The 22,285-nt window shown below is 47.2% G+C and carries 17 protein-coding genes; 12 read left to right on the top strand and 5 right to left on the bottom strand.

All coding sequences use genetic code 11. The features are described 5' to 3' along the window. Window positions 1-30 precede the first annotated feature (30 nt). The gene (locus tag CLV42_RS08195; protein ID WP_106601428.1) at window positions 31-1,917 is read left to right on the top strand and encodes a M1 family metallopeptidase; all 1,887 of its coding nucleotides are present in this window, start codon (window positions 31-33) and stop codon (window positions 1,915-1,917) included. 127 nt (window positions 1,918-2,044) lie between these two features. On the opposite strand, the gene CLV42_RS08190 is transcribed toward CLV42_RS08195, so the two are convergent. The 5 genes from CLV42_RS08190 to CLV42_RS08170 all read right to left on the bottom strand — a co-directional run bounded on the left by CLV42_RS08190 (window position 2,045) and on the right by CLV42_RS08170 (window position 5,251). Beyond that, window positions 2,045-2,293, bottom strand: a complete 249-nt coding sequence (locus tag CLV42_RS08190) for a hypothetical protein (RefSeq protein WP_245901561.1) — start codon at window positions 2,291-2,293, stop codon at window positions 2,045-2,047. After that, window positions 2,293-2,688, bottom strand: coding sequence for a hypothetical protein (locus CLV42_RS08185; protein ID WP_211303413.1), 396 nt, complete (start codon window positions 2,686-2,688; stop codon window positions 2,293-2,295). The genes CLV42_RS08190 and CLV42_RS08185 overlap by 1 nt, the downstream gene beginning before the upstream one ends. A gap of 10 nt (window positions 2,689-2,698) precedes the next feature. Next, on the bottom strand, window positions 2,699-3,256 hold the full coding sequence (locus CLV42_RS08180; RefSeq protein ID WP_106601922.1) for an RNA polymerase sigma factor: 558 nt from the start codon (window positions 3,254-3,256) through the stop codon (window positions 2,699-2,701). A 134-nt stretch (window positions 3,257-3,390) separates the two neighbouring features. Beyond that, window positions 3,391-4,014 carry a 16S rRNA (guanine(527)-N(7))-methyltransferase RsmG gene (gene rsmG / locus CLV42_RS08175; protein WP_106601427.1) on the bottom strand — a complete coding sequence of 208 codons (624 nt, stop codon included), beginning with the start codon at window positions 4,012-4,014 and terminating at the stop codon, window positions 3,391-3,393. A gap of 103 nt (window positions 4,015-4,117) precedes the next feature. Continuing rightward, on the bottom strand, window positions 4,118-5,251 hold the full coding sequence (locus CLV42_RS08170) for a glycosyltransferase (RefSeq protein WP_106601426.1): 1,134 nt from the start codon (window positions 5,249-5,251) through the stop codon (window positions 4,118-4,120). A 196-nt stretch (window positions 5,252-5,447) separates the two neighbouring features. Here CLV42_RS08170 and tgt point away from each other — a divergent pair, with 196 nt between their 5' ends. The 11 genes from tgt (at window position 5,448) to CLV42_RS08115 (ending at window position 22,284) form a co-directional block, all read left to right on the top strand. After that, a complete protein-coding gene (tgt, locus tag CLV42_RS08165; RefSeq protein WP_106601425.1) occupies window positions 5,448-6,578 on the top strand; it encodes a tRNA guanosine(34) transglycosylase Tgt in 1,131 nt (376 codons plus the stop codon). A gap of 22 nt (window positions 6,579-6,600) precedes the next feature. Further along, window positions 6,601-7,680 carry an LptF/LptG family permease gene (locus tag CLV42_RS08160; protein WP_106601424.1) on the top strand — a complete coding sequence of 360 codons (1,080 nt, stop codon included), beginning with the start codon at window positions 6,601-6,603 and terminating at the stop codon, window positions 7,678-7,680. A gap of 198 nt (window positions 7,681-7,878) precedes the next feature. Further along, window positions 7,879-9,198, top strand: coding sequence for a citrate (Si)-synthase, eukaryotic (locus CLV42_RS08155; protein WP_106601423.1), 1,320 nt, complete (start codon window positions 7,879-7,881; stop codon window positions 9,196-9,198). Between the two features lie 149 nt (window positions 9,199-9,347). Next, window positions 9,348-11,459 (top strand): ATP-dependent DNA helicase RecG, encoded by a 2,112-nt coding sequence (recG, locus tag CLV42_RS08150; protein WP_106601422.1) that lies wholly within the window; start codon window positions 9,348-9,350, stop codon window positions 11,457-11,459. 232 nt (window positions 11,460-11,691) lie between these two features. Then, on the top strand, window positions 11,692-15,387 hold the full coding sequence (locus tag CLV42_RS08145) for a DUF7948 domain-containing protein (protein ID WP_106601421.1): 3,696 nt from the start codon (window positions 11,692-11,694) through the stop codon (window positions 15,385-15,387). Between the two features lie 4 nt (window positions 15,388-15,391). Continuing rightward, the gene (locus CLV42_RS08140; RefSeq protein WP_106601420.1) at window positions 15,392-16,414 is read left to right on the top strand and encodes a PorP/SprF family type IX secretion system membrane protein; all 1,023 of its coding nucleotides are present in this window, start codon (window positions 15,392-15,394) and stop codon (window positions 16,412-16,414) included. 27 nt (window positions 16,415-16,441) lie between these two features. Then, window positions 16,442-17,848 (top strand): FAD-binding oxidoreductase, encoded by a 1,407-nt coding sequence (locus CLV42_RS08135; protein ID WP_106601419.1) that lies wholly within the window; start codon window positions 16,442-16,444, stop codon window positions 17,846-17,848. Between the two features lie 27 nt (window positions 17,849-17,875). Then, window positions 17,876-18,457 carry a hypothetical protein gene (locus tag CLV42_RS08130; protein WP_106601418.1) on the top strand — a complete coding sequence of 194 codons (582 nt, stop codon included), beginning with the start codon at window positions 17,876-17,878 and terminating at the stop codon, window positions 18,455-18,457. Between the two features lie 646 nt (window positions 18,458-19,103). Continuing rightward, window positions 19,104-19,802 carry an LOG family protein gene (locus CLV42_RS08125; RefSeq protein WP_211303412.1) on the top strand — a complete coding sequence of 233 codons (699 nt, stop codon included), beginning with the start codon at window positions 19,104-19,106 and terminating at the stop codon, window positions 19,800-19,802. Window positions 19,803-19,837: 35 nt separating this feature from the next. Continuing rightward, window positions 19,838-20,482: an O-methyltransferase gene (locus tag CLV42_RS08120; protein ID WP_106601416.1), complete on the top strand. Its 645-nt coding sequence runs from the start codon at window positions 19,838-19,840 to the stop codon at window positions 20,480-20,482. 38 nt (window positions 20,483-20,520) lie between these two features. Beyond that, window positions 20,521-22,284 carry a glucosaminidase domain-containing protein gene (locus CLV42_RS08115; protein ID WP_106601415.1) on the top strand — a complete coding sequence of 588 codons (1,764 nt, stop codon included), beginning with the start codon at window positions 20,521-20,523 and terminating at the stop codon, window positions 22,282-22,284. Window position 22,285 lies beyond the last annotated feature (1 nt).

Here is a 22,285-nt window from a genome sequence, read left to right as displayed (position 1 = left end):
GCTTAACGTAACTCAAATTCAGAATTTAGGATGAAGCAACCGAGCATAAAAAAAAGCCTGCTGGCATGTCTGCTCATCGCCGGCTGGCATAGTACACAGGCGCAGTCTGACCGCTGGCAGCAGAGAGTAAAGTATGTAATGGACATCGATATGGATGTCGCTACTCACCGTTTCAGCGGCAAGCAGAAACTACAATATACCAACAACTCTCCTGACACACTTTTTAAGGTATTTTATCACCTCTACTGGAATGCGTTCCAGCCTAACAGTATGATGGACGTTCGCAGCCGCGAACTGGGCCAGACAGTGTTATTCCGAGATAAGAACGGTAATGAAAGACGTGACTGGGATGGCCGTGTGACCGACCGCATTTCAAAACTGCAGCCCGACCAGATCGGTTATCAGAAAATACTCTCCCTGAAAAGAGATGGCGCAAACCAGGAATATAACGTCATCGGTACCATTCTTGAAGTGCCTTTAGCTAAGCCCATCCTGCCTCATACCACCACTACATTTGATATGGAGTTTGAAGCGCAGGTACCGGTACAGATCCGCCGCAGCGGCCGGAACAACTCCGAAGGTGTGGATTACTCCATGGCACAATGGTATCCGAAGATGTGTGAATATGACTACGAAGGATGGCATCCTACACCGTATATCGCCCGCGAATTCTATGGCGTATGGGGTGATTACGATGTGAAGATCGCTATCGATAAAAAGTTTGTCGTGGCAGCTACCGGATATCTGCAGAATCCTAATCAGATCGGGTATGGATATGAAATGACCGGCAGCAAAGTACTGCGTCCGGCAGGCAATAAACTGAGCTGGCATTTTGTAGCACCTAACGTACACGACTTCGTTTGGGCGGCTGATCCTGATTACAAACACATCACACAGCAGGTGGATGGTTTTACTGCGCACTTCTTCTATATAGAGAATGAGACCACTAAGGATACCTGGCCACAATTAGCCAAAATGATCCCTGATGCCTATAAGTATATCAAAGCGCATTATGGTCCTTATCCTTACAAGAGCTATTCCTTCATCCAGGGAGGAGACGGCGGTATGGAATATCCAATGGCGACCCTCATTATGGGTAACGGCAAAATAGAAGGCTTATACGGCCTGGCTGCACATGAATGGATGCATACCTGGTACCAGGGTATGTTGGGTACAAATGAAAGCCTCTATCCATGGATGGATGAAGGGTTCACTACCTTCGCGGAAAACAATGTTGTATACCATACACTGGATTCCCTGAGAGCGCCTTCTCCTCAGACAGGCTCCTACAACGGTTATTTTGCATTGGTAAAAAGCGGTTATGAAGAGCCTTTAAGCACGCATTCCGATCACTATAACAGCAACTATGGTTACAGCCTGTCTGCCTATTCAAAAGGCGCTGTATTCCTGGAACAGCTGGGTTATATCATCGGTGCTTCCGCACGCGACAGAGGACTTTTAAGATACTATTGGGAATGGCGTTTTAAACATCCCAATGTCAATGACTTCATCCGTGTAATGGAGAAGGAAAGCGGTCTGCAGCTGGATTGGTACAAACAATACTTTGTATATACAACCAAACATATTGATTACGGTATCGACAGTGCATTCGAGAACAATGGAAAGACAATTGTAAGACTGCGCCGCATCGATTATATGCCTATGCCGATTGATCTGCTGATCACCGGCAAGGATGGTAAGAAAGTAATGCATTATGTACCGATGTCTTTAATGTTTGGTTCCAAACCTAGTGAAGACAGCAGTACCCCTCGTGTAGTACATGACTACTGGCCCTGGACTAACAGAACTTATGATGTGGAAGTAAATATGCCATTGAGCGAGATTGCGGAGATCGAGATTGATCCGAGTGAAAGAATGGCGGATACGGACAGGAGGAATAATCTGATGAAGAGATAGTAGTAAAATAATTGCTGATGAGAACAGGTTGCTTTTGAAAGAAGGCAACCTGTTTTTTATTAAAAAGGCCGTTCCATCAGGAACAGCCTTTCTATGACAATAGTCTATCTATCTAAAAAACGGCTTACTATTCCAGCACATCACAATAAAACCCCTGTTTCTTCACAAATGCTATCATATCATCTTCCTGCACTTTCATTTCCGTGATGCGTAACACTTTATCGCAGTCTTCGAGGTCAACGTGGCAATGACCTACTTCAAATCTGTTACGGATAGCCTGCAGTATATTTTGCCTGTCTTCCTTTGTAGCTATATTGGTTTTGAATATACCTATCATGGCAAATGGTGTTAAGTAGTTTACAGCTAAGCGTTGCATTAGAGATTTGTTTCTGTTTTCTGTTGATCTTTTGGTTCGTTGAAAAAGCCTTCGTTTCCCCAGCGGTTCGGCATACCACAGCGACGCAGTTTGTCGCGTAGTTTCTCTCTTTCTTCGTCTGACATATGCTCCATTCTCTCCATCATTTTCCTGCGCCATTGGTTTTTGGCGCGCATACCCCAGGGACCGCCACCGTTACCATGCCATCCGAAGAGCAACTTACCGAGCAGGCATAGGCCGATGGCCTGCCAGAAGGTAATGATCGGACCGTGGAAAAGGTCTGGTATCAGGCAGTTCCAGAGCAGTTGTACGGAGAAGCCAATGAAACAAATGAAGAGGGCACCAAGTACTAAAAACTTGAGAACATGCACAATCTTCGGAGTTCGACGTTTCATATATAATGTTTTAATCTTTTAAAAGTTCTTTGTACAGTTCCGCCAGCCGTTCACGTAAGTACAGCACTGCATATCTTTTTCTGGATAATAAGGTATTGACGGATATACCCGTTTCGGCAGACATCTCCTTAAAGGACTTACCTTCTATTTCATGTTGCAGAAACACGTTGCGCTGATCCTCGGGCAATTCATCAATAGCTTCCATAATAGACTCGGCTATTACTTTACGGGTCATGGGCGCATCACTTAGCGCACCCGGGTCAGCTATCATTTCTGAAAGGAACAGGGTTTCTTCTCCGTCTTGTTCGCGGGTATGCTCGCTGAAGGTGGATTCACGTTTCTTACGGAACCAGTCGGTGATTTTATTACGGGTTACAGTGAACAGCCAGGCGGTAATAGAGTCTATCTGACTACCCACGCGGGAATATTCTGTAAACTGGTAAAAAACGTCCTGTAATATATCTTCCGCATCAGCTACGTTATTTACCCGTTTCCGGATAAAATGAAGTAAGCGCTTGCGCTCCTGCCGCACCGTTTCCTGGATGCGCTCATTTTGTTCTGCAGCCATAGCCAGAGGCGTTTGTTTAAGGAGCAATTCTTTCATCTTACTAAGGGAGACGAAAAAACAGGATGGATATTTTACAGTTTACGCAATTTTTATAATATTTCCGGGCCTATTTTGAGACAGATGTTGATTTTCAGTTATTTATTCACGACAACAATATATTTTTCCTGGAAAAATTCTTCGGGGAATAGTTTATAGAGTTCCGTCAGGCGGGGACGCACGCCGCTATCTGCTATTTCCTCGGTCAGATCACCGCCTTTCAGACAGATCAGTCCGGGCTGCTGCTCATGAGCGGAGGCTTTCTTTAAAACCGGCTTACTCCAGCGCCAGAGATCTTTTAAGGGCGCTACCGCACGGGATACCACAATATCGAACTTACGGTCTTTAATATCTTCTACCCGGGTGTGGGCGGAGGTCACGTTTTTCAGGCCCAGTGCTTCGGATACGCCCTGTACCACTTTGATCTTTTTGCCGATGGAATCCACCAGGTGGAACTTTACCTCCGGAAAGAAGATCGCCAGGGGAATGCCGGGGAAGCCGCCGCCTGTTCCCAGGTCGAGTACCTGCATACCTGCCGGAAAGTCGGCAATGGCCGCAATACTGAGGGAGTGCAGCACATGTTTCTCGTACAGGGCATCAATGTCTTTACGGGAGATCACATTGATCTTTTCATTCCATTCCTGGTATAAACCTGACAATGCCTTTAATTGCTCCAATTGTGTATCCGTAAAGTCTGAGAAGTATTTGAGTACGATATCCATGATGTAGTGATGGTCTGTAAATTGGTGCAAATGTAACGAAGGATGTACCAATAAAAAACGGCTGCCTCTTTTGAGACAGCCGCTGGTATATCTTTTATCCGGATTACCACCTGTTCTTTGACTTGAACAGCAGGGCAGGAGTGAGGATGATGTAATAAATGAACATGAAAAAATCCATGAACAGGCTGTATTTGAAAAGATCAGCCTCGTCCAGTTTACGCATGGCCATATATGAGATCACAGATTGCAGCAGCAGCTTTCCTCCCAGAATGGCCAGTGTATACAAGCGGAGTGGTTCGTAGAAGATGCTGGCAAAAAAGAAAGGATAGAATAAGAAGTGGCTCAGGGAGAACAGTCCCAGCAGGAGCTTATGGCCGAAGCGGTAATGCTTGCCGGTAGACATGTGCCTGGTTTTCTGCTGGAACCATTTCTTCCAGCTGGTCTTTGGCTCTGAGTAAGTAAACGCCTGTTTGTTAATAACTACCCCTACGTTGTGACGGTTGGCAGCTGCATTGACGAACAGATCATCATCGCCGGAGGCAATATGATGGTGTGCTGTAAAACCTTTGTGGCGGTTGAACAGCTCCCGTTTATAGGCCAGGTTACGGCCTACGCCCATATAAGTAACACCGCTGAGGGCGAAAGAAAGGTATTGTAAAGCACTGAAATAGGTCTCATAACGGATCACTTTGTTCAGCAGGCCTGGTTTCTTCTCGTAAGGGCTGTAACCCAGTACGATCTCTTTGCCATCGGTAAATCCCTGGCTCATCAGCGACAGCCAATAGGTGCTGGACGGTTTACAGTCGGCATCTGTCAGCAGTATGTGTTCGTGTTTGGCGCTTCTGATTCCCATGGAGAGCGGGAATTTTTTTCCGGGGATGAATTTGGCGGCCTGTTTGATCTCGATATGGCGGTAATGAGGATATCCGGGTTCGATAGAGCGGAGGTAATACTTGGTGTCGTCTTCAGAATTGTCATTGACCACGATCACCTCATAGGCCGGCTCCTTCTTGCCGTGATACCGCTGTAACAATACCGAGGGCAGGTTCTTCTGCAGGTTCAGCTCCTCGTCTTTCGCACAGATGATAACGGAGCATTCCCTATCGGGATCGATATCATTTTCGAAGGTACGGCGATAAAAAGCTACCCGGGAAAAGAAAAACAGGTAATACAATATTTGTATGGCTGCAACGGTAGCAAAGGCGTAAAAGGCTAATAAGCCCAAGTTATACAACATAGCAACGACAAATATATACGTTTTTAGTTATCTGTATGAGCCTGTGGAAAAAAAGATTTTTAAATGGGAATGAAGGGGTTACGTTCTTCCGGGCAGACAGCCGCTTTCCCGGCTCCGAATGAAGGTTTCTGCATAATTCCCCTTATTTTTGCCCCCTGAAAATGGCAGGAATAGCCTCAAGCATTCAGATACCGAGATGAATTTTGAACTGATTACAACAGACAGCAACAGTAAAGCCCGTGCCGGCGAGATTACCACCGGTCATGGAAAGATTGAAACGCCTATTTTTATGCCGGTAGGCACTGTAGGCAGCGTGAAAGCAGTGACGCAGGAACAGTTGCGCGACGATGTGCAGGCTCAGATCATCCTGGGTAATACCTACCACCTGTACCTCCGTCCGGGTATGGACGTGCTGTCGCAGGCAGGAGGATTACATAAATTCAATGGCTGGGAACGGCCCCTGCTGACCGATAGTGGTGGCTACCAGGTATTCTCCCTGGCCGCCAACCGCAAGATCAAGGAGGAGGGAGTATTATTCCAGTCACATATCGACGGTTCCCGCCACCTGTTCACACCTGAAAACGTCATGGACATCCAGCGGACCATCGGGGCCGATATCATTATGGCCTTTGATGAATGCCCGCCATACCCTTCCGAATACCGGTATGCGAAAAAGTCTATGGAACTGACTCACCGCTGGCTGGACCGCTGTATCAAACGTATGGCAGAAACCCAACCCGCTTACGGTCATGAACAGACCTTATTCCCCATCGTACAGGGCAGCACCTATAAAGACCTGCGTACGATCTCTGCTACGGAGATTGCGGCCAGGGAATGTGCTGGCAATGCCATTGGCGGCCTGAGTGTGGGAGAACCGGAACAGGATATGTATGAAATGTGCGGGCTGGTGTGCGATATCCTGCCGGAACAGAAACCTCGTTACCTGATGGGGGTAGGTACTCCCTGGAACATCCTGGAGAATATTGCCCTGGGCGTGGATATGTTCGACTGTGTAATGCCTACCCGTAACGGACGTAATGGTATGCTGTTCACCTGGAATGGCGTTATCAATATCAAAAACAAGAAATGGGCGACCGATTTTACCCCGGTAGATGAGAACAGCGCCTGTTTTGCCAGCAACCGCTATACCAAGGCCTACCTGCGCCATTTATTTGCCGCAGGGGAGATCCTGGGAATGCAGCTGGCCAGTATCCATAATATTGCGTTTTACCTGGAGCTGGTGAAAGAAGCCAGGAAACAGATCCTGGCCGGTAACTATGCCAGCTGGAAAAATACTATGGTGCCTCAGTTGAAACAAAGACTTTAGATTTATATTATCTTGCCGTTATATGACAAAGATAGACTGGTATATCCTGCGTAAGTTCATAGGTACCTTTATTTACTCCCTCATGATCCTGCTGATCATTTCCGTAGTGATAGACGTGACGGAGAAGATAGACGACTTCATGAATAATAACCTGTCTTTCTACACGATTGTAGTAGACTACTACTTTGGCTTTATCCCGCATATTGCTGCATTGTTGTTCCCGCTCTTCATTTTCATCTCTGTGATCTTCTTCACTTCCAAGATGGCTTATCGTACAGAGATCATCGCCATCCTGTGTAGTGGGGTCAGCTTCCGTCGCTTTTTACGCCCTTACTGGGTGGGAGCGATCCTTTTCGGAGGGCTGTTATGGCTGGGGAACAGGTGGACCGTGCCTATTGCCAATAAGATCAGGACCAAGTTCGAAAATGCCTATGTGCATAAACAGTCGGCTCAGCAGAATATTTATGATAAAACCATCCGCGTGGACAGTTTTACCTATGTAACCTTCGGATCTTATGACCCTAACTATAAAAGCGGTGGTAACTTCCTGCTGGAAGATGTACGTGGGCAGAACATTATGTTCAAGATGAAGGCCGACAGGGTGACCTGGGACTCTACTAACAGGATGTGGAAACTGGACTATGTGACGATGCGCTCCATTAATGGGCTGAAGGAACACTGGTGGACAAAATCAGATACTTCGATCAAGCTCGCCCTGAACCCTAAAGAAATGTACGAGGAGTCAAATGTCCAGGAGGCTATGACCACCCCAGAACTGAACAAATTCATTGCCAGAGAGAAACTGAGAGGGGCTGAAGGGCTGAATATATTCTATGTTGAAAAATACAGGCGTACGGCTTCCTGCGGGGCAGTGATCATCCTTACACTGATTGGTGGGATTATTGCTTCTAAAAAGGTAAGGGGAGGAAGCGGATTACACCTGGCTGTCGGAATAGTGATCAGCGCCAGCTACATTATCTTCCTGCAGTTTGCTACGGTATTTTCTATTAAAGCAGACCTCAACCCCTTGCTGGCCGTGTGGATACCTAACTTTTTGTTTGGGGGCCTGGCCTTCTGGTTGTACCTGAGGGCGCCAAAATAGAAAATTTCACATTTCTTTAATTTATTCCGTTTATATTAATATTTGCTTATTTGTATATTGGAAATCAGTTGTTTGAAAGTTATGTTGTTTATAGCTACCTGTAATTCTATGATTGTAAGCAGCTAAGTTTTTCAACAAATCATTACTTTTGACAATTGATCCGATTTTTTGTTATCATTACCTAATCAACAGTTTAAAATGGGGTATATAAAAGAAAAATTCAAGGTAAAGGCCGATGAGCTCAATGCGGAAGTGAAGGACCTCGTGAAGAACCATGGCACTAAGAAGATAGAGGATGTTACATTGGCACAGGTATACCAGGGGATGCGTGGCATAACTGGTTTGGTGACAGAAACATCATTACTGGACGCTAACGAAGGGATCCGTTTCCGTGGATATTCCATTCCGGAACTGAGGGAGAAAATGCCGAAAGTTAAAGGTGGCGCTGAGCCTTTGCCAGAAGGATTATTTTACCTGATGTTGATAGGAGAACTGCCAGCAGAAGCAGACGTACAACACCTTTCTAACCAGTGGGCACGCCGCTCTCATGTGCCTAACCACGTTTTTGCTGCTATTGATGCCCTGCCGGTAAGTACCCACCCGATGACCATGTTCACCGTAGGTGTAATGGCCATGCAGACAGAATCTGCTTTTGCGAAAGCATATGCAGAAGGCATGAACAAAAAAGACTACTGGAGCGTGATGTACGATGATGCAATGGACCTGATTGCACGTCTGCCACGTATCGCCGCTTATATCTACCGTCGTAAATACAAAGGCAATAACCACATACAGCCAAACGGTCTCCTGGACTGGGCTGGTAACTTTGCGCACATGCTGGGTTATGAAGATGAAGGCTTCAAAGAACTGATGCGTCTCTACATGACCATTCACGCAGACCACGAAGGTGGTAACGTAAGTGCACATACTACTCACCTGGTAGGTTCTGCATTGAGCGATGCTTACCTGTCATTTGCAGCAGGTATGAACGGTCTGGCTGGTCCGCTGCATGGTCTGGCTAACCAGGAAGTGATCAAGTGGATCCTCGATATGCGCGAAGAACTGGGTGGCGGTATGCCAACCAAACAACAGATCGAAGACTACGTGCGTAAGACCCTGGCTGAAGGTAAAGTAGTACCAGGTTACGGTCACGCGGTACTGCGTAAAACAGACCCACGCTTCACCGCACAGATGGAGTTTGCAAAGAAACACCTGTCTGACGATGAGCTGGTACGCATCGTATGGCTGGTATATGAAACCGTGCCACCGATCCTGGAAAGCCTCGGTAAGATCAAGAATCCATGGCCTAACGTAGATGCACATTCCGGTGCGCTGCTGGTACACTATGGCCTGGTGGAATATGAATTCTATACAGTACTATTCGGTGTTTCCCGTGCCCTGGGTGTACTGGCTTCCCTGTGCTGGGACCGTGCACTTGGTTTCTCTCTCGAAAGGCCTAAATCCGTTACTACAGAATGGATGAAACAGTTCGTGGAAGGCAAAGTAGAAGCTGAGTAATCACTACGTATCAATAATATTTCAAAAGGTAAACAGTGTATGCTGTTTACCTTTTATTTTTGTACCCTGCTTATTGAGAAAAGCCAGACCTTTAAAACAAAAAATAGCGTATTCGCGGGCCGGGAATTTCCTTGCTGCCTGTGTAGTCTATGGATTTTAAGAACGCCATATTATCAAATCCGATCGAGTATCTGAAGGGAGTAGGTCCCCAGCGGGGAGAACTGCTGCGTAAAGAAATAGGTGTCCACACCTTCAGGGACCTGCTGTATTATTTTCCTTTCCGCTATGTGGACCGCACAAAAGTGGAAAAGATCATCAGCCTGCATATGCAGATGGATTATGTGCAGATCCGCGGAAAGATCACCCGTATGGAAGTGATAGGAGATAAGCGCGCCAAACGGCTCGTGGCCACCCTGCGGGATGAAACCGGGGAGATCTCCCTGGTATGGTTTCAGGGCTGGCAATGGATGGAAAAGTCGCTGCAGCAGCAGGCGTCTTACCTGGTGTTCGGGAAGATCTCCGTATTCAATGGTTACCTGCAGATATCCCATCCGGAAATGGACCTGCTGACAGAAGAGATAGCCAGTGGAAAACCATTCCTGGAACCGGTGTATTATACGACCGAAAAACTGAAAGCACGGGGACTGACAGCCAAAGCTATCGGTAAGCTCACAAAGGCCTTGCTGGAGCAATTATCCCCCGGGGAAATACCTGAAAATATTCCGCAGCCCATCTTACAACAATACCGGCTGATGGAGAGGTCAAAAGCCTATTTTAAGATTCACCTGCCAGCCGGAGAAGATGATGCCAACCAGGCCCGCCGCCGGTTGAAATTTGAAGAGCTGTTCATCGCCCAGATCAGGATCTGCCGGCTAAAGTTCAAGCGACAGCAGTTGTCGCACGGTTTTGTCTTCAATACCGTAGGCGACGCATTTAACACCTTTTACAATCATCACCTGCCTTTCTCTCTGACGGGAGCGCAGAAACGCGTACTGAAAGAGATCCGCCAGGATACGACCACCGGCAGGCAAATGAACCGCCTGATACAGGGGGACGTGGGCAGCGGGAAGACCATGGTAGCCCTGCTTACCATGCTGCTGGCGGTAGATAACGGCTTTCAGGCCTGTCTGATGGCGCCTACCGAGATCCTGTCCCAGCAGCACTATAAGAGCATTGCTGGTCTGCTGGAAAACATGCCGGTGAAAGTGGCACTGCTTACAGGGAATGTGAAAGGGAAAGCCCGTAAACAGATCCTGAAAGAGGTGGAAGAAGGAGAGATCCATCTGCTGATCGGTACCCATGCCCTGCTGGAAAACCAGGTGGTGTTTAAAAACCTGGGCATGGCGATTGTTGACGAACAACATCGTTTTGGGGTGGCACAACGTGCCCGTTTATGGGAGAAGAACGTGATACCTCCTCATATCCTTGTTATGACGGCAACTCCTATTCCCCGTACCCTGGCAATGACCGTGTACGGCGACCTGGATGTGTCAGTCATTGACGAACTGCCACCCGGCCGTAAGCCCATTACGACTGTACACCGTACAGAGTTCCAGCGGCCCCAGGTCATGGATTTTATTAAAGAGGAGATCCGTAAAGGCCGACAGGCATATATCGTATATCCGTTAATTGAAGATTCTGAAACGCTTGACTATGAGAACCTGATGAAGGGGTATGAAGAAGTGAAAGCGTTTTTCCCCGAGCCACAGTACTATATCAGTATGGTGCATGGCCGCCAGCCGGTGGATATGAAGGAGGCCAATATGCAGCGTTTTGTAACCGGCGATACGCAGATCATGGTGGCAACCACGGTGATAGAGGTGGGGGTGAATGTACCCAATGCCTCGGTAATGGTTATTGAAAGCACAGAAAGGTTTGGCCTTTCCCAATTGCACCAGTTACGCGGACGTGTGGGGAGGGGAGCGGAACAGTCCTTCTGTATCCTCATGACAGGCAATAAAGTAGGCGCTGATTCAAAAGAACGTATCCAGGTAATGGTACAGACGAATGATGGTTTCGTGATATCTGAAAAAGATATGGAACTGAGAGGACCGGGCGATATTGAAGGTACCCGCCAGAGTGGGTTGCTTGACCTGAAACTGGCTGATATTGTGGAAGACAGGCCCATACTGGAAGCCGCCCGCGCCAGTGCAGAGAAAATATTACAGGAAGACCCGGAATTGTCAACACCTGAGAATCAATCCTTACAGCGGTTTCTCGCCGTCCTGCAAGGAAAATCTCCATGGAGTAAAATTTCCTGAGCCACTTTTACGTTTATTATCTAAATGCGCCCCGGCAAGCTGGTATATTCACTTACTTTAAACTCCGGCCCGTTTCCGCCATCTAAATTATTACCGCCGGCGTTTGTTGGGATGATACTACTAATTGATTGAATTGGCGCTGTTCTTGCGGTAACAAATGTACCGCTTGCTGCGTTATTACGTATTATAATAGTGATAAAGAACTAGGAATAAACATTTTAAATCTACTCCGTTGAATTTTACTTTCCCTATAGGCTGCTTAGCTTTCCTTCTTTCGCTTTTTACAGGCGTGACAGCCCGTGCGCAGGTGCAGGTACAGGAAATCTATGACAACAAACCCCTACAGTTTACTGAGAACAAAGGACAGTGGAACGGTGATTTCCTTTATAAAACTGACATGGGTGGAGGTGCTGCCTTCCTGAAACGCACCGGCTTTACATTCCTCCTGCAGGACAGAAAACAACGCGATGAGCTGGCCGAAAAGGTACATGGTCATGCACATGGTGGTAAGGACTCCATTATATGGGTGCCTGATCCCAGCTACGCTGCCAACGCAAAAGCGGGTGCTGCCAATGCAACTGCCGGAAAAACGGATGGTGATGCCAGCGCCCCGCTGACGCTCCCCGTGGTAAAAGGACATGCATACGAAGTGACCTTTCTGAATGCAGGAACACCGGAAATTATTCCTGAAAAAGCAGATGAGAGTTATGCCAACTACTTCATCGGCAATGACCCGAAGAAATGGGCATCCAATGTAAAATCTTATCAGCTGGTGAATTACAAGTCTTTGTACCAGGGCGTTGATATGCAGGTATATTCAGACGCTGGTGTGCTGAAGTATGATCTCATCGTAGAACCAGGCGCTGATCCTTCCCAGATACAACTGCAATATACCGGTGTGGACAAACTGGAGATCAAAAAAGAACAGCTGATCATCACTACTTCTGTAGGTACCGTTACAGAGCAGATGCCTTTTGCGTATCAGTACATTGACAATCAGCGTGTATCCGTAAAAGTATCATATGTACTGAGCGGCATGAAACTGAAGTTCAAGGTATCCGGTAAGTACAACAACAATTATCCGCTGGTTATAGACCCTTCTTATATCTTTTCTACCGTATCCGGTTCCCAGGCTGATAACTGGGGTTTCACCGCTACATATGACAATGCCGGCGCCTTTTATGGTGGCGGTATCGTATTCAATGTAGGATATCCTGTTACGCCTGGTGTGGTACAGAACACTTATGCAGAAGGTGGTTTTGATATTGGTATCAGTAAGTTTTCTGCGAATGGCCGTAACCTGATCTATGCTACCTACCTTGGTGGCGGCGGTAAGGAACAACCGCATAGTCTCTTTGTAGATCCTGCCGGTGACCTGGTGATCTCAGGAAGAACTACTTCCGGCAATTTCCCTGGTCCAGCTTCCAATAATGGCCAGCCGGTGGTGGTGGGCAACCGTGGCGGATGGGATATTGCAGTTACCAAACTCAATCCTACAGGTTCAGCTATTATTGGTTCTATCATTGTGGCCAGCACCGCTGACGATGGCGTAAATATCCGTGAAGACAGGACGCTGGGCGCTTCAGTTTTGCTCCGTAACTATGGCGACGATGCTCGTAGTGAAGTAGTGATAGATAACACCGGCGATATCTATGTAGCCAGTTGTACCCGATCAGACAAGTTCCCCGTCACACCCGGAGCATTTCAGACCAGCTTCGGTGGTACACAGGATGGCGTGGTAATGAAAATAGACCCTAACTGTTCCAGCCTGTTGTGGGCTAGCTATATTGGCGGCAGTAAGGAAGATGCAGCTTATGTACTGGCACTGAACGGCGCTACATTGTATGTTGCCGGCGGTACTGCCAGCAATAATTTCCCTATCAGGGGAAATCCTATCTACGGCACTTACCGAGGCGGGATATGCGATGGTTTCATTGCACATATCAGCGCAGATGGTACGTCCATCTTACAGAGCACCTACATGGGCGCTAATACGGTGGCGGCCGACCAGATATATGGTATCCAGCTGGATTCCAAAGGTTTTGTGTACATCATGGGTACTACCGAGGGTACCTGGCCTGTACAACAGCCGCCTAATACGGGTAGTTTCTACAACGACAACTCAAAACAGTTTATCGCGAAACTGCAGCCTGACCTGTCAGCGTTCGTATACTCCACTACTTTCGGTAAAGGCTCTTCTACGCCCAGCATTTCACCGGTGGCTTTCCTTGTAGACCGTTGTGAAAATGTGTACGTATCCGGATGGGGGGGTGGTATCGACATTGACCTGCATTATCCGAATTCTAATACATCAGGATTACCGCTGAAAAATCCTTTACAGCGTACTACCGATACCCAGGATTTTTACTTCTTCGTATTACAGCGCGATGCTACGGACATCCTGTTTGGCAGTTACTTTGGTGGTAATGGTACTTATGAGCACGTAGATGGAGGTACCAGCCGCTTCGATCGTAATGGCGTGATCTACCAGGGTATCTGTGCATGGTGTCCAACCAGCAGAACCGACTTCAGGCCGCGTTATCCGACTACGCCGGGTGCATATGCCACCACGGCTCCGCCTAACTGTAACTTCGGTGCATTGAAGATCGCCTTCAACCTCGATGGTGTAAAGGCAGGTATCAAAACACTGGAAAGAAGAACGAACTACTGTGTACCGGCTACTATTACTTTTGTCGATACTACACATATACCTGCACAGACCTGGACATGGAATTTTGGCGATGGTTCTGCACCTGTAGCCGGTAAAGATACCATTCAGCATACTTACAGTAGTCCGGGCAACTACAAGGTGACCCTCATCAAATGTGACCCTGCTAGTTGTAATGGTTGCGATACCGCTACGCTGGACCTGCGCATCCGTACAGACAGGGCAGATTTTGATATGACTGCGCAGCGTCTCCCGCCATGTGAAGACCTGAATTACCAGTTCAATTTCACCGCACCAACGCCACCGAGACCTTTCACTGCTACTTCCTTTGAATTGAATTTTGGTGATAATACACCGAGTGTCAGCGTAGGTCCGGGTAATTTCCCATATACACACCGCTATGCGGCAGAAGGTGTGTACAACGCAACATTGACACTGGTGGATACGAACTATTGTAACGCACCGCATATCGATACTGTACCATTACGCGTAGCGCAGAATGTAAGGGCTTCCTTCACGGCGCCTGACAGTACCTGTGTGCCTGCAACGATTGATTTTGTGAATACAACCATGGGTGGTGAAACATTTGCATGGAACTTCGGTGACGGTGCAACTTCCACTGAAGTGAGCCCTGTACATGTATATCCTAATGCAGGCAGCTATACAGTATCATTACATGTAGTGGATAATAACACCTGTAACAAAACAGATGACACTACAATGGTGATCAATGTATTCCCGCCGCCAACAGCCGACTTTATTTATGCACCGACGAAACCGGTGGAAAATACGCCTATCACTTTTACCAACCAGTCCTCTCCGGATGCTGTAACTTTCCTGTGGGAATTTGGAGATGGAGATGGCTCTTCACAAGTGAACCCGGCGCACCAGTACAACAAGACCGGCGTATTTGATGTATACCTTATATCCTCAAACAGCGCGGGTTGTACGGATACAGCCCACAAGCAGGTGAGTGCTATCGTAATACCGCTGTTTGATATCCCATCTGCGTTCTCACCGAACAGAGATGGTGTCAATGATGTATTCCTGGTAAAAGGATTTGGTATCGACAAGTTTAATATGAAGATCTATAACCGCTGGGGCCAGCTGGTATTTGAATCAAATAGTCCAACGGTAGGATGGGATGGAGGTTTCAAAGGTGCATTACAACCGATGGACGCCTATGCATATGTGATCAACGTAGAGTTTAGTGACGGTACCACAGCCACCAAGAATGGAAGCGTAACCTTGTTAAGATGATGATATGAAGCAAATTTTTAAACATATCGCAGGTTGTATAATGTTGTTAACCGCAGCATTTGAAGGAAATGCACAGGATATGCATTTCTCGCAGTACTTCAATTCACCGCTTCTTACAAACCCTGCTAATACAGGCTTCATACCGGATGGTAATTACCGTATCGGCATCAATTACCGTAACCAATGGGCCAGTATTCCGGTTCCCTATAAGACGATGTCAGCCTTTGGCGATTTCCAGTTGTTCCGTGACAGGCTTGAATATGGCTGGTTAGGTATCGGTGGTGTAGTATTAAGGGATGTGGCAGGCAGTGGTAACCTGACCTCCACTAAAGCATACGCATCTATCGCCTATCACCAGTTGCTGGGGCAGAGCAGCCTCTTGTCGCTTGGCTTCAATGTAGGATCTGCCAGTAAACGGGTGGATGTAACAAAACTAACCTTCGGCGACCAGTGGAATGGTAAGTTCTTTGACGCCCAGGTGCCTACTGCAGAACCTTTCAGTCAGACGAAGATCTCTTACTTTGATATGCAGGTAGGGATGAACTATGCCTATTTCCCCACAGACAATATTTACGTCAATGTCGGTGTATCAGCACAACATATCAATACACCGAGGGAAACATTTTTCGCAGGAAATAACGAGATCGCACGCCGGTATATCGCTTTCCTGAATGGAAGCTTTAAGCTGAGTGATAGGGTGATCGTGAATCCTTCTGCCTACTATGCAAGGCAGGCTGGTGCAACAGAAAAGGTGCTTGGTGGTAACATTGCTTATAACCTTTCTGGCGATGGCGGAACACAATTGTATGGCGGCGCTTATTACCGTATGAGTGATGCAGCGGTATTCCTGGTGGGATATCAGCTGAATAGGGTGAAGATCATGTTCAGTTACGACGTGACCACATCATCACTGGGCCAGTTCAATAATCGCCGTGGCGCTTATGAGATTGGTATTGTCTATACCGGATTGTATCCCAACCGTAGTTTTACAGGCGCCAGAAGGTCAGTTATCTGTCCTTCTTTTTAACAGGATGCTTTTTCCTATTTTTGTTACATGATCGATTTCGCGAAAGTAAATACCCGCCATCTCGAAGCTTTTCGTGAGATAATAGGAGCGGCACATGTGATAGTTGAGGCAGAAAGCCTGGATAACTATGCACATGATGAAACAGAAGATTTGCATTATCTCCCTGAGGTGGTGTTGAAACCGGATACAACGGAACAACTGAGCCGCATTATGCGTTTGTGCCAGCAGGAAGGCCTGCCTGTCACTCCCCGTGGCGGTGGTACAGGACTTAGTGGCGGCGCATTACCACAATGGGGTGGTGTGCTGATCTCCATGGAACGGTTCAACCGGATCCTGGACCTGGACGAAAGGAACCTGCAGGTGACCACAGAACCCGGTGTGATCACTGAAGTATTGCAGGATGCCGTAAAAGAAAAAGGTTTATTCTATCCCCCCGACCCCAGCAGCAGAGGCTCCTGCTTTATCGGGGGTAATATTGCAGAGAACTCCGGAGGGCCAAAAGCTGTTAAATATGGAGTGGTGAAGGACTACGTGCTGAACCTGGAAATGGTGCTTCCCTCAGGGGATGTGATCTGGACAGGGGCTAATGTATTGAAAAACGCCACCGGCTACAACCTGACACAGCTGGTTGTGGGTAGTGAGGGTACCCTGGGTATTGTCACTAAGATCGTGCTCCGCCTGATACCATTGCCTAAATTCAACCTGCTGATGCTGGTGCCTTTCCGCTCGGCCGAAAATGCCTGCGCAGCGGTAAGTGCTATCTTCCGTGCCGGCTTCACGCCTTCTGCCATGGAATTTATGGAAAGGGATGCACTGGATTGGGTGAGTAAGTATGTGGACAGCAGCACGGTCAAAATAGAAGATGATGTACAGGCCCACCTCCTGATAGAAGTGGACGGGAACTATCCCGATGTGCTGATGCAGGAAATGGAGGGCATTGCTGGTGTGGTAACAGAATTCGACTGTGGGGAAATCCTCTTTGCAGAAGATCATCAGCAGAAAGAAGAACTCTGGAAATTACGCCGCAGGGTGGCAGAAGCCGTAAAGGCCAATTCTGTTTACAAGGAGGAAGATACGGTAGTACCAAGAGCAGAACTGCCAGTATTGCTGAAAGGTGTAAAAGACATAGGACGTAAATATGGTTTCCATTCCGTGTGTTACGGACATGCAGGCGATGGCAACCTGCACGTGAATATCATCCGGGGAGAGTTGACAGAAGAGCAATGGAACGGAACGCTGAAAGAAGGTATCCGCGAGATCTTCCTGCTGGTGAAACAGCTGGGAGGCACCATCAGCGGAGAACATGGTATAGGCCTGGTACAGAAAAGTTATATGGATGTGATATTTGATAACACCTCTATGCAGCTCATGCGGCAGATCAAGCAGGTGTTCGATCCTTCCAATATCCTGAACAGGGGAAAGATTTTTGATTGATGATAAACCATTTAAAAGGACAGTAATATGAAACGTTTATTGTTGTGTTTTTTACTGCTGACAGCTGTACAACTGGTACATGCACAGTATTACAAAACAGATACAACCAGGAAAAAGCAGTTTGACGGTTCCCGTCTCATTATAGGAGGCTCCCTGGGACTGGCATTCGGAGATTATACCAATATCAACATATCCCCGATGGTAGGTTATCGTATTTCCCAGTTATTTGCGGCAGGTGTGGCCATTAACGGGCAATACGGGTCTGAGCGTTTCCGTGATTATTACGGTAATACCGGTCAGCGCAACCAGTACAGCATTTTCGGTGGCGGCGTATGGGGCCGTGTTTACCCACTTGACTTCCTTTTTGTACATGTCCAGCCGGAATATAACTACATCAATCTGAAAAGCACTTACTACGATACTGATCCCAAAACGGTTGTCAAGGATAACTATGGCGTAGCCAGTCTCCTGATGGGTGGTGGTTATACGCAGCCTATTGGTGGCAACGCAGCATTCAGTATTATGGCTTTATATGATGTGTTGCAGGATAGCAGATCACCCTATCAGAATGGGCTGATATTGCGTGTGGGCGCTACTCTGGGGTTCTAGGAAGAAATTATTATTCATTAAAGGGATCGGGTATTAAAGGGAAGTATGTCCTTTAATACCTGATCCCTTTCTTTTTTCAGCAACATTGCGACAATGTTACACCAATGGCTGCGTGTTTATACAGTATGTTTGTCCGTGTAAGCCAACAGCATTAATTGTTAGTTACCAATTGTTTTTATCATGTTAGGAATTAACAAAGATTATCTGTATTTTAAGTAAAAATTGGCCACCCTCAAGGCCGGTAAGATGAAACTAAACCACGTTATATGAAAACACTGTACTGTTCACATGCCTGTACATGCAGGCAAAAACTATTACATCGCTACTAACCTGGAAGAAAAAAGCATTGAACGTTATGCGTTATGGCCAGCTATGGATAAAAATTATGTGGTATGTCAAACAACGGCAACTACATGTTCATAACGTGTTAAATGTTAAGCGGGTTTCTTTCAAGTTACCTGCTTCCTTTTAAAACTGTGGCCCTATCAGCTACAGCAATGTTTCCGCAATTGCCGCTATCGGTATACGCCCACTTCTCATGATTTGGGAGGGATCTGTCCTTAAAATGCCCTGCATTATATTCGCTGTCGTATTCACGGCAGTTTTTCAGTATTTTAGCCAATTATAGAACAAACAACTCTCAGTAATGAACGATCGTTTAATGCATTTGAAGGAGAGAGACTGGACAGAAACAAAAGCGCATTCCAGCTGGCAGATATTCAAGATCATGGCCGAGTTCGTGGATGGCTTTGAATCTCTCGCAAAAATGGGCCCCTGTATCTCTATATTCGGTTCTGCACGCACCAAACCCGGAAGCAGGTATTATGAATTAGCATACGACATTGCCAAACGTCTGGCCGATGAAGGCTTCGGCATCATCACCGGAGGAGGTCCGGGTGTAATGGAAGCTGCCAACAGGGGAGCACAGGAAGTAAAAGGGAAATCAGTAGGTGTGAATATCTCTCTTCCACACGAACAGAACCCCAATTCATATATTGACCATGACAAGAACATGCACTTTGACTACTTCTTTGTACGTAAAGTGATGTTCACTAAATATTCCCAGGGCTTTGTTATGATGCCCGGAGGCTTTGGCACCATGGATGAATTCTTCGAAGTAGCCACCCTTATCCAGACCAAGAAAATGACGGAAACCCCGATGGTATTGGTAGGAAAGGAGTACTGGAGTGGACTGCTGGAGTGGATCCGCAGCACCATGATGGAGAAAGAAAGCAATATTTCCCCGGAAGATCTGGGCCTGTTAAAGCTGTTTGATACAGCCGATGAAGTGGTGGAATACTTCAGGGTATTCTACACAACGAACAAGTTGCGACCTAACTTCTAGGATTTATTGCCATATTTTTGCAAAAATTATACAACATGGATATAATTCCTGCTGCTGTAGAAGCGTTTGCAGAAAAGTATACAAGTCCTGAAACAGATGTGTTGAAGCGGTTACACCGGGAAACATACCTGAAGGTCGAGCAGCCGCATATGTTAAGCGGCCAGTTGCAGGGGCAGTTCCTGAGCCTGGTCAGCCATATGCTGCAACCATCAAAGGTGCTGGAGATCGGGACATATACAGGTTATTCGGCGATCTGCCTGGCACAGGGATTAAAGGAAGGCGGTGTATTACACACCATCGACATCAATGAGGAAAGAGAAGAAATGTGCCAGCGCTATTTTGCAGAAGCAGGATTATCCGGAAAGATAAAAATGCATATTGGTAAGGCAGCAGATATTATAACACGACTGGATGAAGTATTTGACCTGGTATTTATCGATGCAGATAAAACAGGTTATGAGCACTACTACGATCTGGTCTGGGAGAAGATACGCCCGGGAGGATATATACTGGCGGACAATGTACTCTTTCATGGAGAGACACTATTAGCACCATCAAGACAAAGTAACAATGCCAAAGCAATGATCAGCTTCTGCGAAAAGGTAGCAGCTGATGGAAGAGCGGAACAGTTATTGCTGACGCTCAGGGACGGCCTGATGATCATCAGAAAGATCAGCTGATCCACTTACACGAACCACACCCATTAAATTCAACATACATGCAACTAAGGAGATTTGTTTTAGTGTGTAGCTTTCTGTTTGGCTGCATGCCCGTGCTGAAGGCGCAACAAGTACTGATCACTCAGCAGTATATTGCAAAGTACAAGGATATCGCCATCGCTGAAATGCAGCGTAGCGGTGTACCTGCTTCTATCAAGCTGGCGCAGGGTATCCTGGAAACGCAGTCGGGTGGCAGCTGGCTGGTGCAAAACTCCAACAACCATTTTGGTATAAAATGTAAGAATAACTGGACTGGCGAAAGTGTCAGATATGATGATGATGCCCGCCAGGAATGTTTCCGTAAATACCCTTCCGCAGCAGATTCCTACAGGGATCACTCAGACTTTCTGCGGAATAATCCCCGGTATGCTTTCCTCTTCCAGCTACAGGAAGAAGATTATAAATCGTGGGCCTACGGACTGAAGCAGGCCGGATATGCTACCAGCAACACTTATCCGCAGCAGCTCATCAAACTTATTGAAGACTACAACCTGCAGCAGTATACGCTGGAAGGAGAGGGTGTGGCCAAAGCAGGAACAGGCAATGCCAGGACAGGAGATGAAGTGGCGGCCTCCAAACCATCCAAAACACCTGTTGCAGGCACCGGTAAAGCTACCGGTATCACCAAGGCCAATGCGCCTAAAGGCGTATTCCAGATCAATGACCGTAAAGTAATACTCGTACCTGCCGGTACCTCACTGATACAGATAGCCGATCAACGCGATATCAAATTACGTAACCTGGTTCACTACAATGACCTGCCCAACGACGATCCTTTACCGGAAGCCACCTTCATCTTCCTGCAGAAGAAGGCTAAATCAGGTAAGAATGACTACCACACGGTAGCTGAAGGAGAAAGCATGTACGACATTGCACAGTCGGAAGGTATCCAGCTCCGTTGGTTGCGTCGTCGTAACAGGATGAAGGAAGGTCAGGAACCTGAAGTAGGAGAGCGGTTAGCACTGGCAGGTTATGCAAATAAAACACCCCGCCTGGCGAAAAATCCACCAGCAGAAGATCCTACAGAAGGTGATTTTAAACCGGGAGAGATCGTGGAAGACGTCAGAGAAGAAATGGAAAAGCAGCAGGAAATAGCACAGCAGAATGCTGCACAGCAACAACAGAACAATACACCTGCACAGCAGAGCAATCTACCTCCGGGTATGATAGATGATCTGAAGAAGATAGGAGAGGTGAAGACCACCGGTGGTGGCGCCGAACAGGGTACGCCTGTATCACCCAGAACAGCTACACAGCCAACTGCACCGGTGCAACAGGCACCCGCCTCTTCGCAGCCTGTATACGCTTCCAGACCACCTGCAGGCACACCATCAGGTACACAACCTGCAGCACCTGCATCTTCAAAGCCTGCGGCGCAAACCGGTACGCAACCGGCAGCACCTGCACAACCTGTGTCTTCGCAGCCTGTATATTCATCCAAACCAGCACCGGCTGCTACGACACAGCCATCAGGTACACCGCCAGCTGCACCGGCCCAACCGGCGCCCGCATCTGAGGAACCTGCAGCTCCTGTAGTAACGACATCTCCTGCGCAACCCACAGGAACGCCATCTCAGCCGGCAGCTGATAAAGGAGGACCTATCAGGGAAGGCAATTCATTATACCATGAAGTACAGACGAAAGAAACATTGTATGGTATTGCGAAACGTTATAACGTAACAGTAGAGCAGCTACAACAATGGAATCATCTGGAAAGTTTTGATATCAAAATAGGACAACGGCTTTTGGTCGGCAAAATCTAAT

This window comes from Chitinophaga ginsengisoli, assembly GCF_003014595.1.
Taxonomy (GTDB): Bacteria; Bacteroidota; Bacteroidia; order Chitinophagales; family Chitinophagaceae; genus Chitinophaga; species Chitinophaga ginsengisoli.
Note: the sequence above shows the minus strand (reverse complement) of the source record. Positions and strands in the feature narration are given on the sequence as shown.

Excerpts from the sequence above, each read along its gene's own strand:
- CLV42_RS08195 (WP_106601428.1), top strand. The coding sequence starts at position 31 with ATGAAGCAACCGAGCATAAAAAAAAGCCTGCTGGCATGTCTGCTCATC.
- CLV42_RS08190 (WP_245901561.1), bottom strand. The coding sequence starts at position 2,293 with ATGCAACGCTTAGCTGTAAACTACTTAACACCATTTGCCATGATAGGT.
- CLV42_RS08185 (WP_211303413.1), bottom strand. The coding sequence starts at position 2,688 with ATGAAACGTCGAACTCCGAAGATTGTGCATGTTCTCAAGTTTTTAGTA.
- CLV42_RS08180 (WP_106601922.1), bottom strand. The coding sequence starts at position 3,256 with ATGGCTGCAGAACAAAATGAGCGCATCCAGGAAACGGTGCGGCAGGAG.
- rsmG (WP_106601427.1), bottom strand. The coding sequence starts at position 4,014 with ATGGATATCGTACTCAAATACTTCTCAGACTTTACGGATACACAATTG.
- CLV42_RS08170 (WP_106601426.1), bottom strand. The coding sequence starts at position 5,251 with ATGTTGTATAACTTGGGCTTATTAGCCTTTTACGCCTTTGCTACCGTT.
- tgt (WP_106601425.1), top strand. The coding sequence starts at position 5,448 with ATGAATTTTGAACTGATTACAACAGACAGCAACAGTAAAGCCCGTGCC.
- CLV42_RS08160 (WP_106601424.1), top strand. The coding sequence starts at position 6,601 with ATGACAAAGATAGACTGGTATATCCTGCGTAAGTTCATAGGTACCTTT.
- CLV42_RS08155 (WP_106601423.1), top strand. The coding sequence starts at position 7,879 with ATGGGGTATATAAAAGAAAAATTCAAGGTAAAGGCCGATGAGCTCAAT.
- recG (WP_106601422.1), top strand. The coding sequence starts at position 9,348 with ATGGATTTTAAGAACGCCATATTATCAAATCCGATCGAGTATCTGAAG.
- CLV42_RS08140 (WP_106601420.1), top strand. The coding sequence starts at position 15,392 with ATGAAGCAAATTTTTAAACATATCGCAGGTTGTATAATGTTGTTAACC.
- CLV42_RS08135 (WP_106601419.1), top strand. The coding sequence starts at position 16,442 with ATGATCGATTTCGCGAAAGTAAATACCCGCCATCTCGAAGCTTTTCGT.
- CLV42_RS08130 (WP_106601418.1), top strand. The coding sequence starts at position 17,876 with ATGAAACGTTTATTGTTGTGTTTTTTACTGCTGACAGCTGTACAACTG.
- CLV42_RS08125 (WP_211303412.1), top strand. The coding sequence starts at position 19,104 with ATGAACGATCGTTTAATGCATTTGAAGGAGAGAGACTGGACAGAAACA.
- CLV42_RS08120 (WP_106601416.1), top strand. The coding sequence starts at position 19,838 with ATGGATATAATTCCTGCTGCTGTAGAAGCGTTTGCAGAAAAGTATACA.
- CLV42_RS08115 (WP_106601415.1), top strand. The coding sequence starts at position 20,521 with ATGCAACTAAGGAGATTTGTTTTAGTGTGTAGCTTTCTGTTTGGCTGC.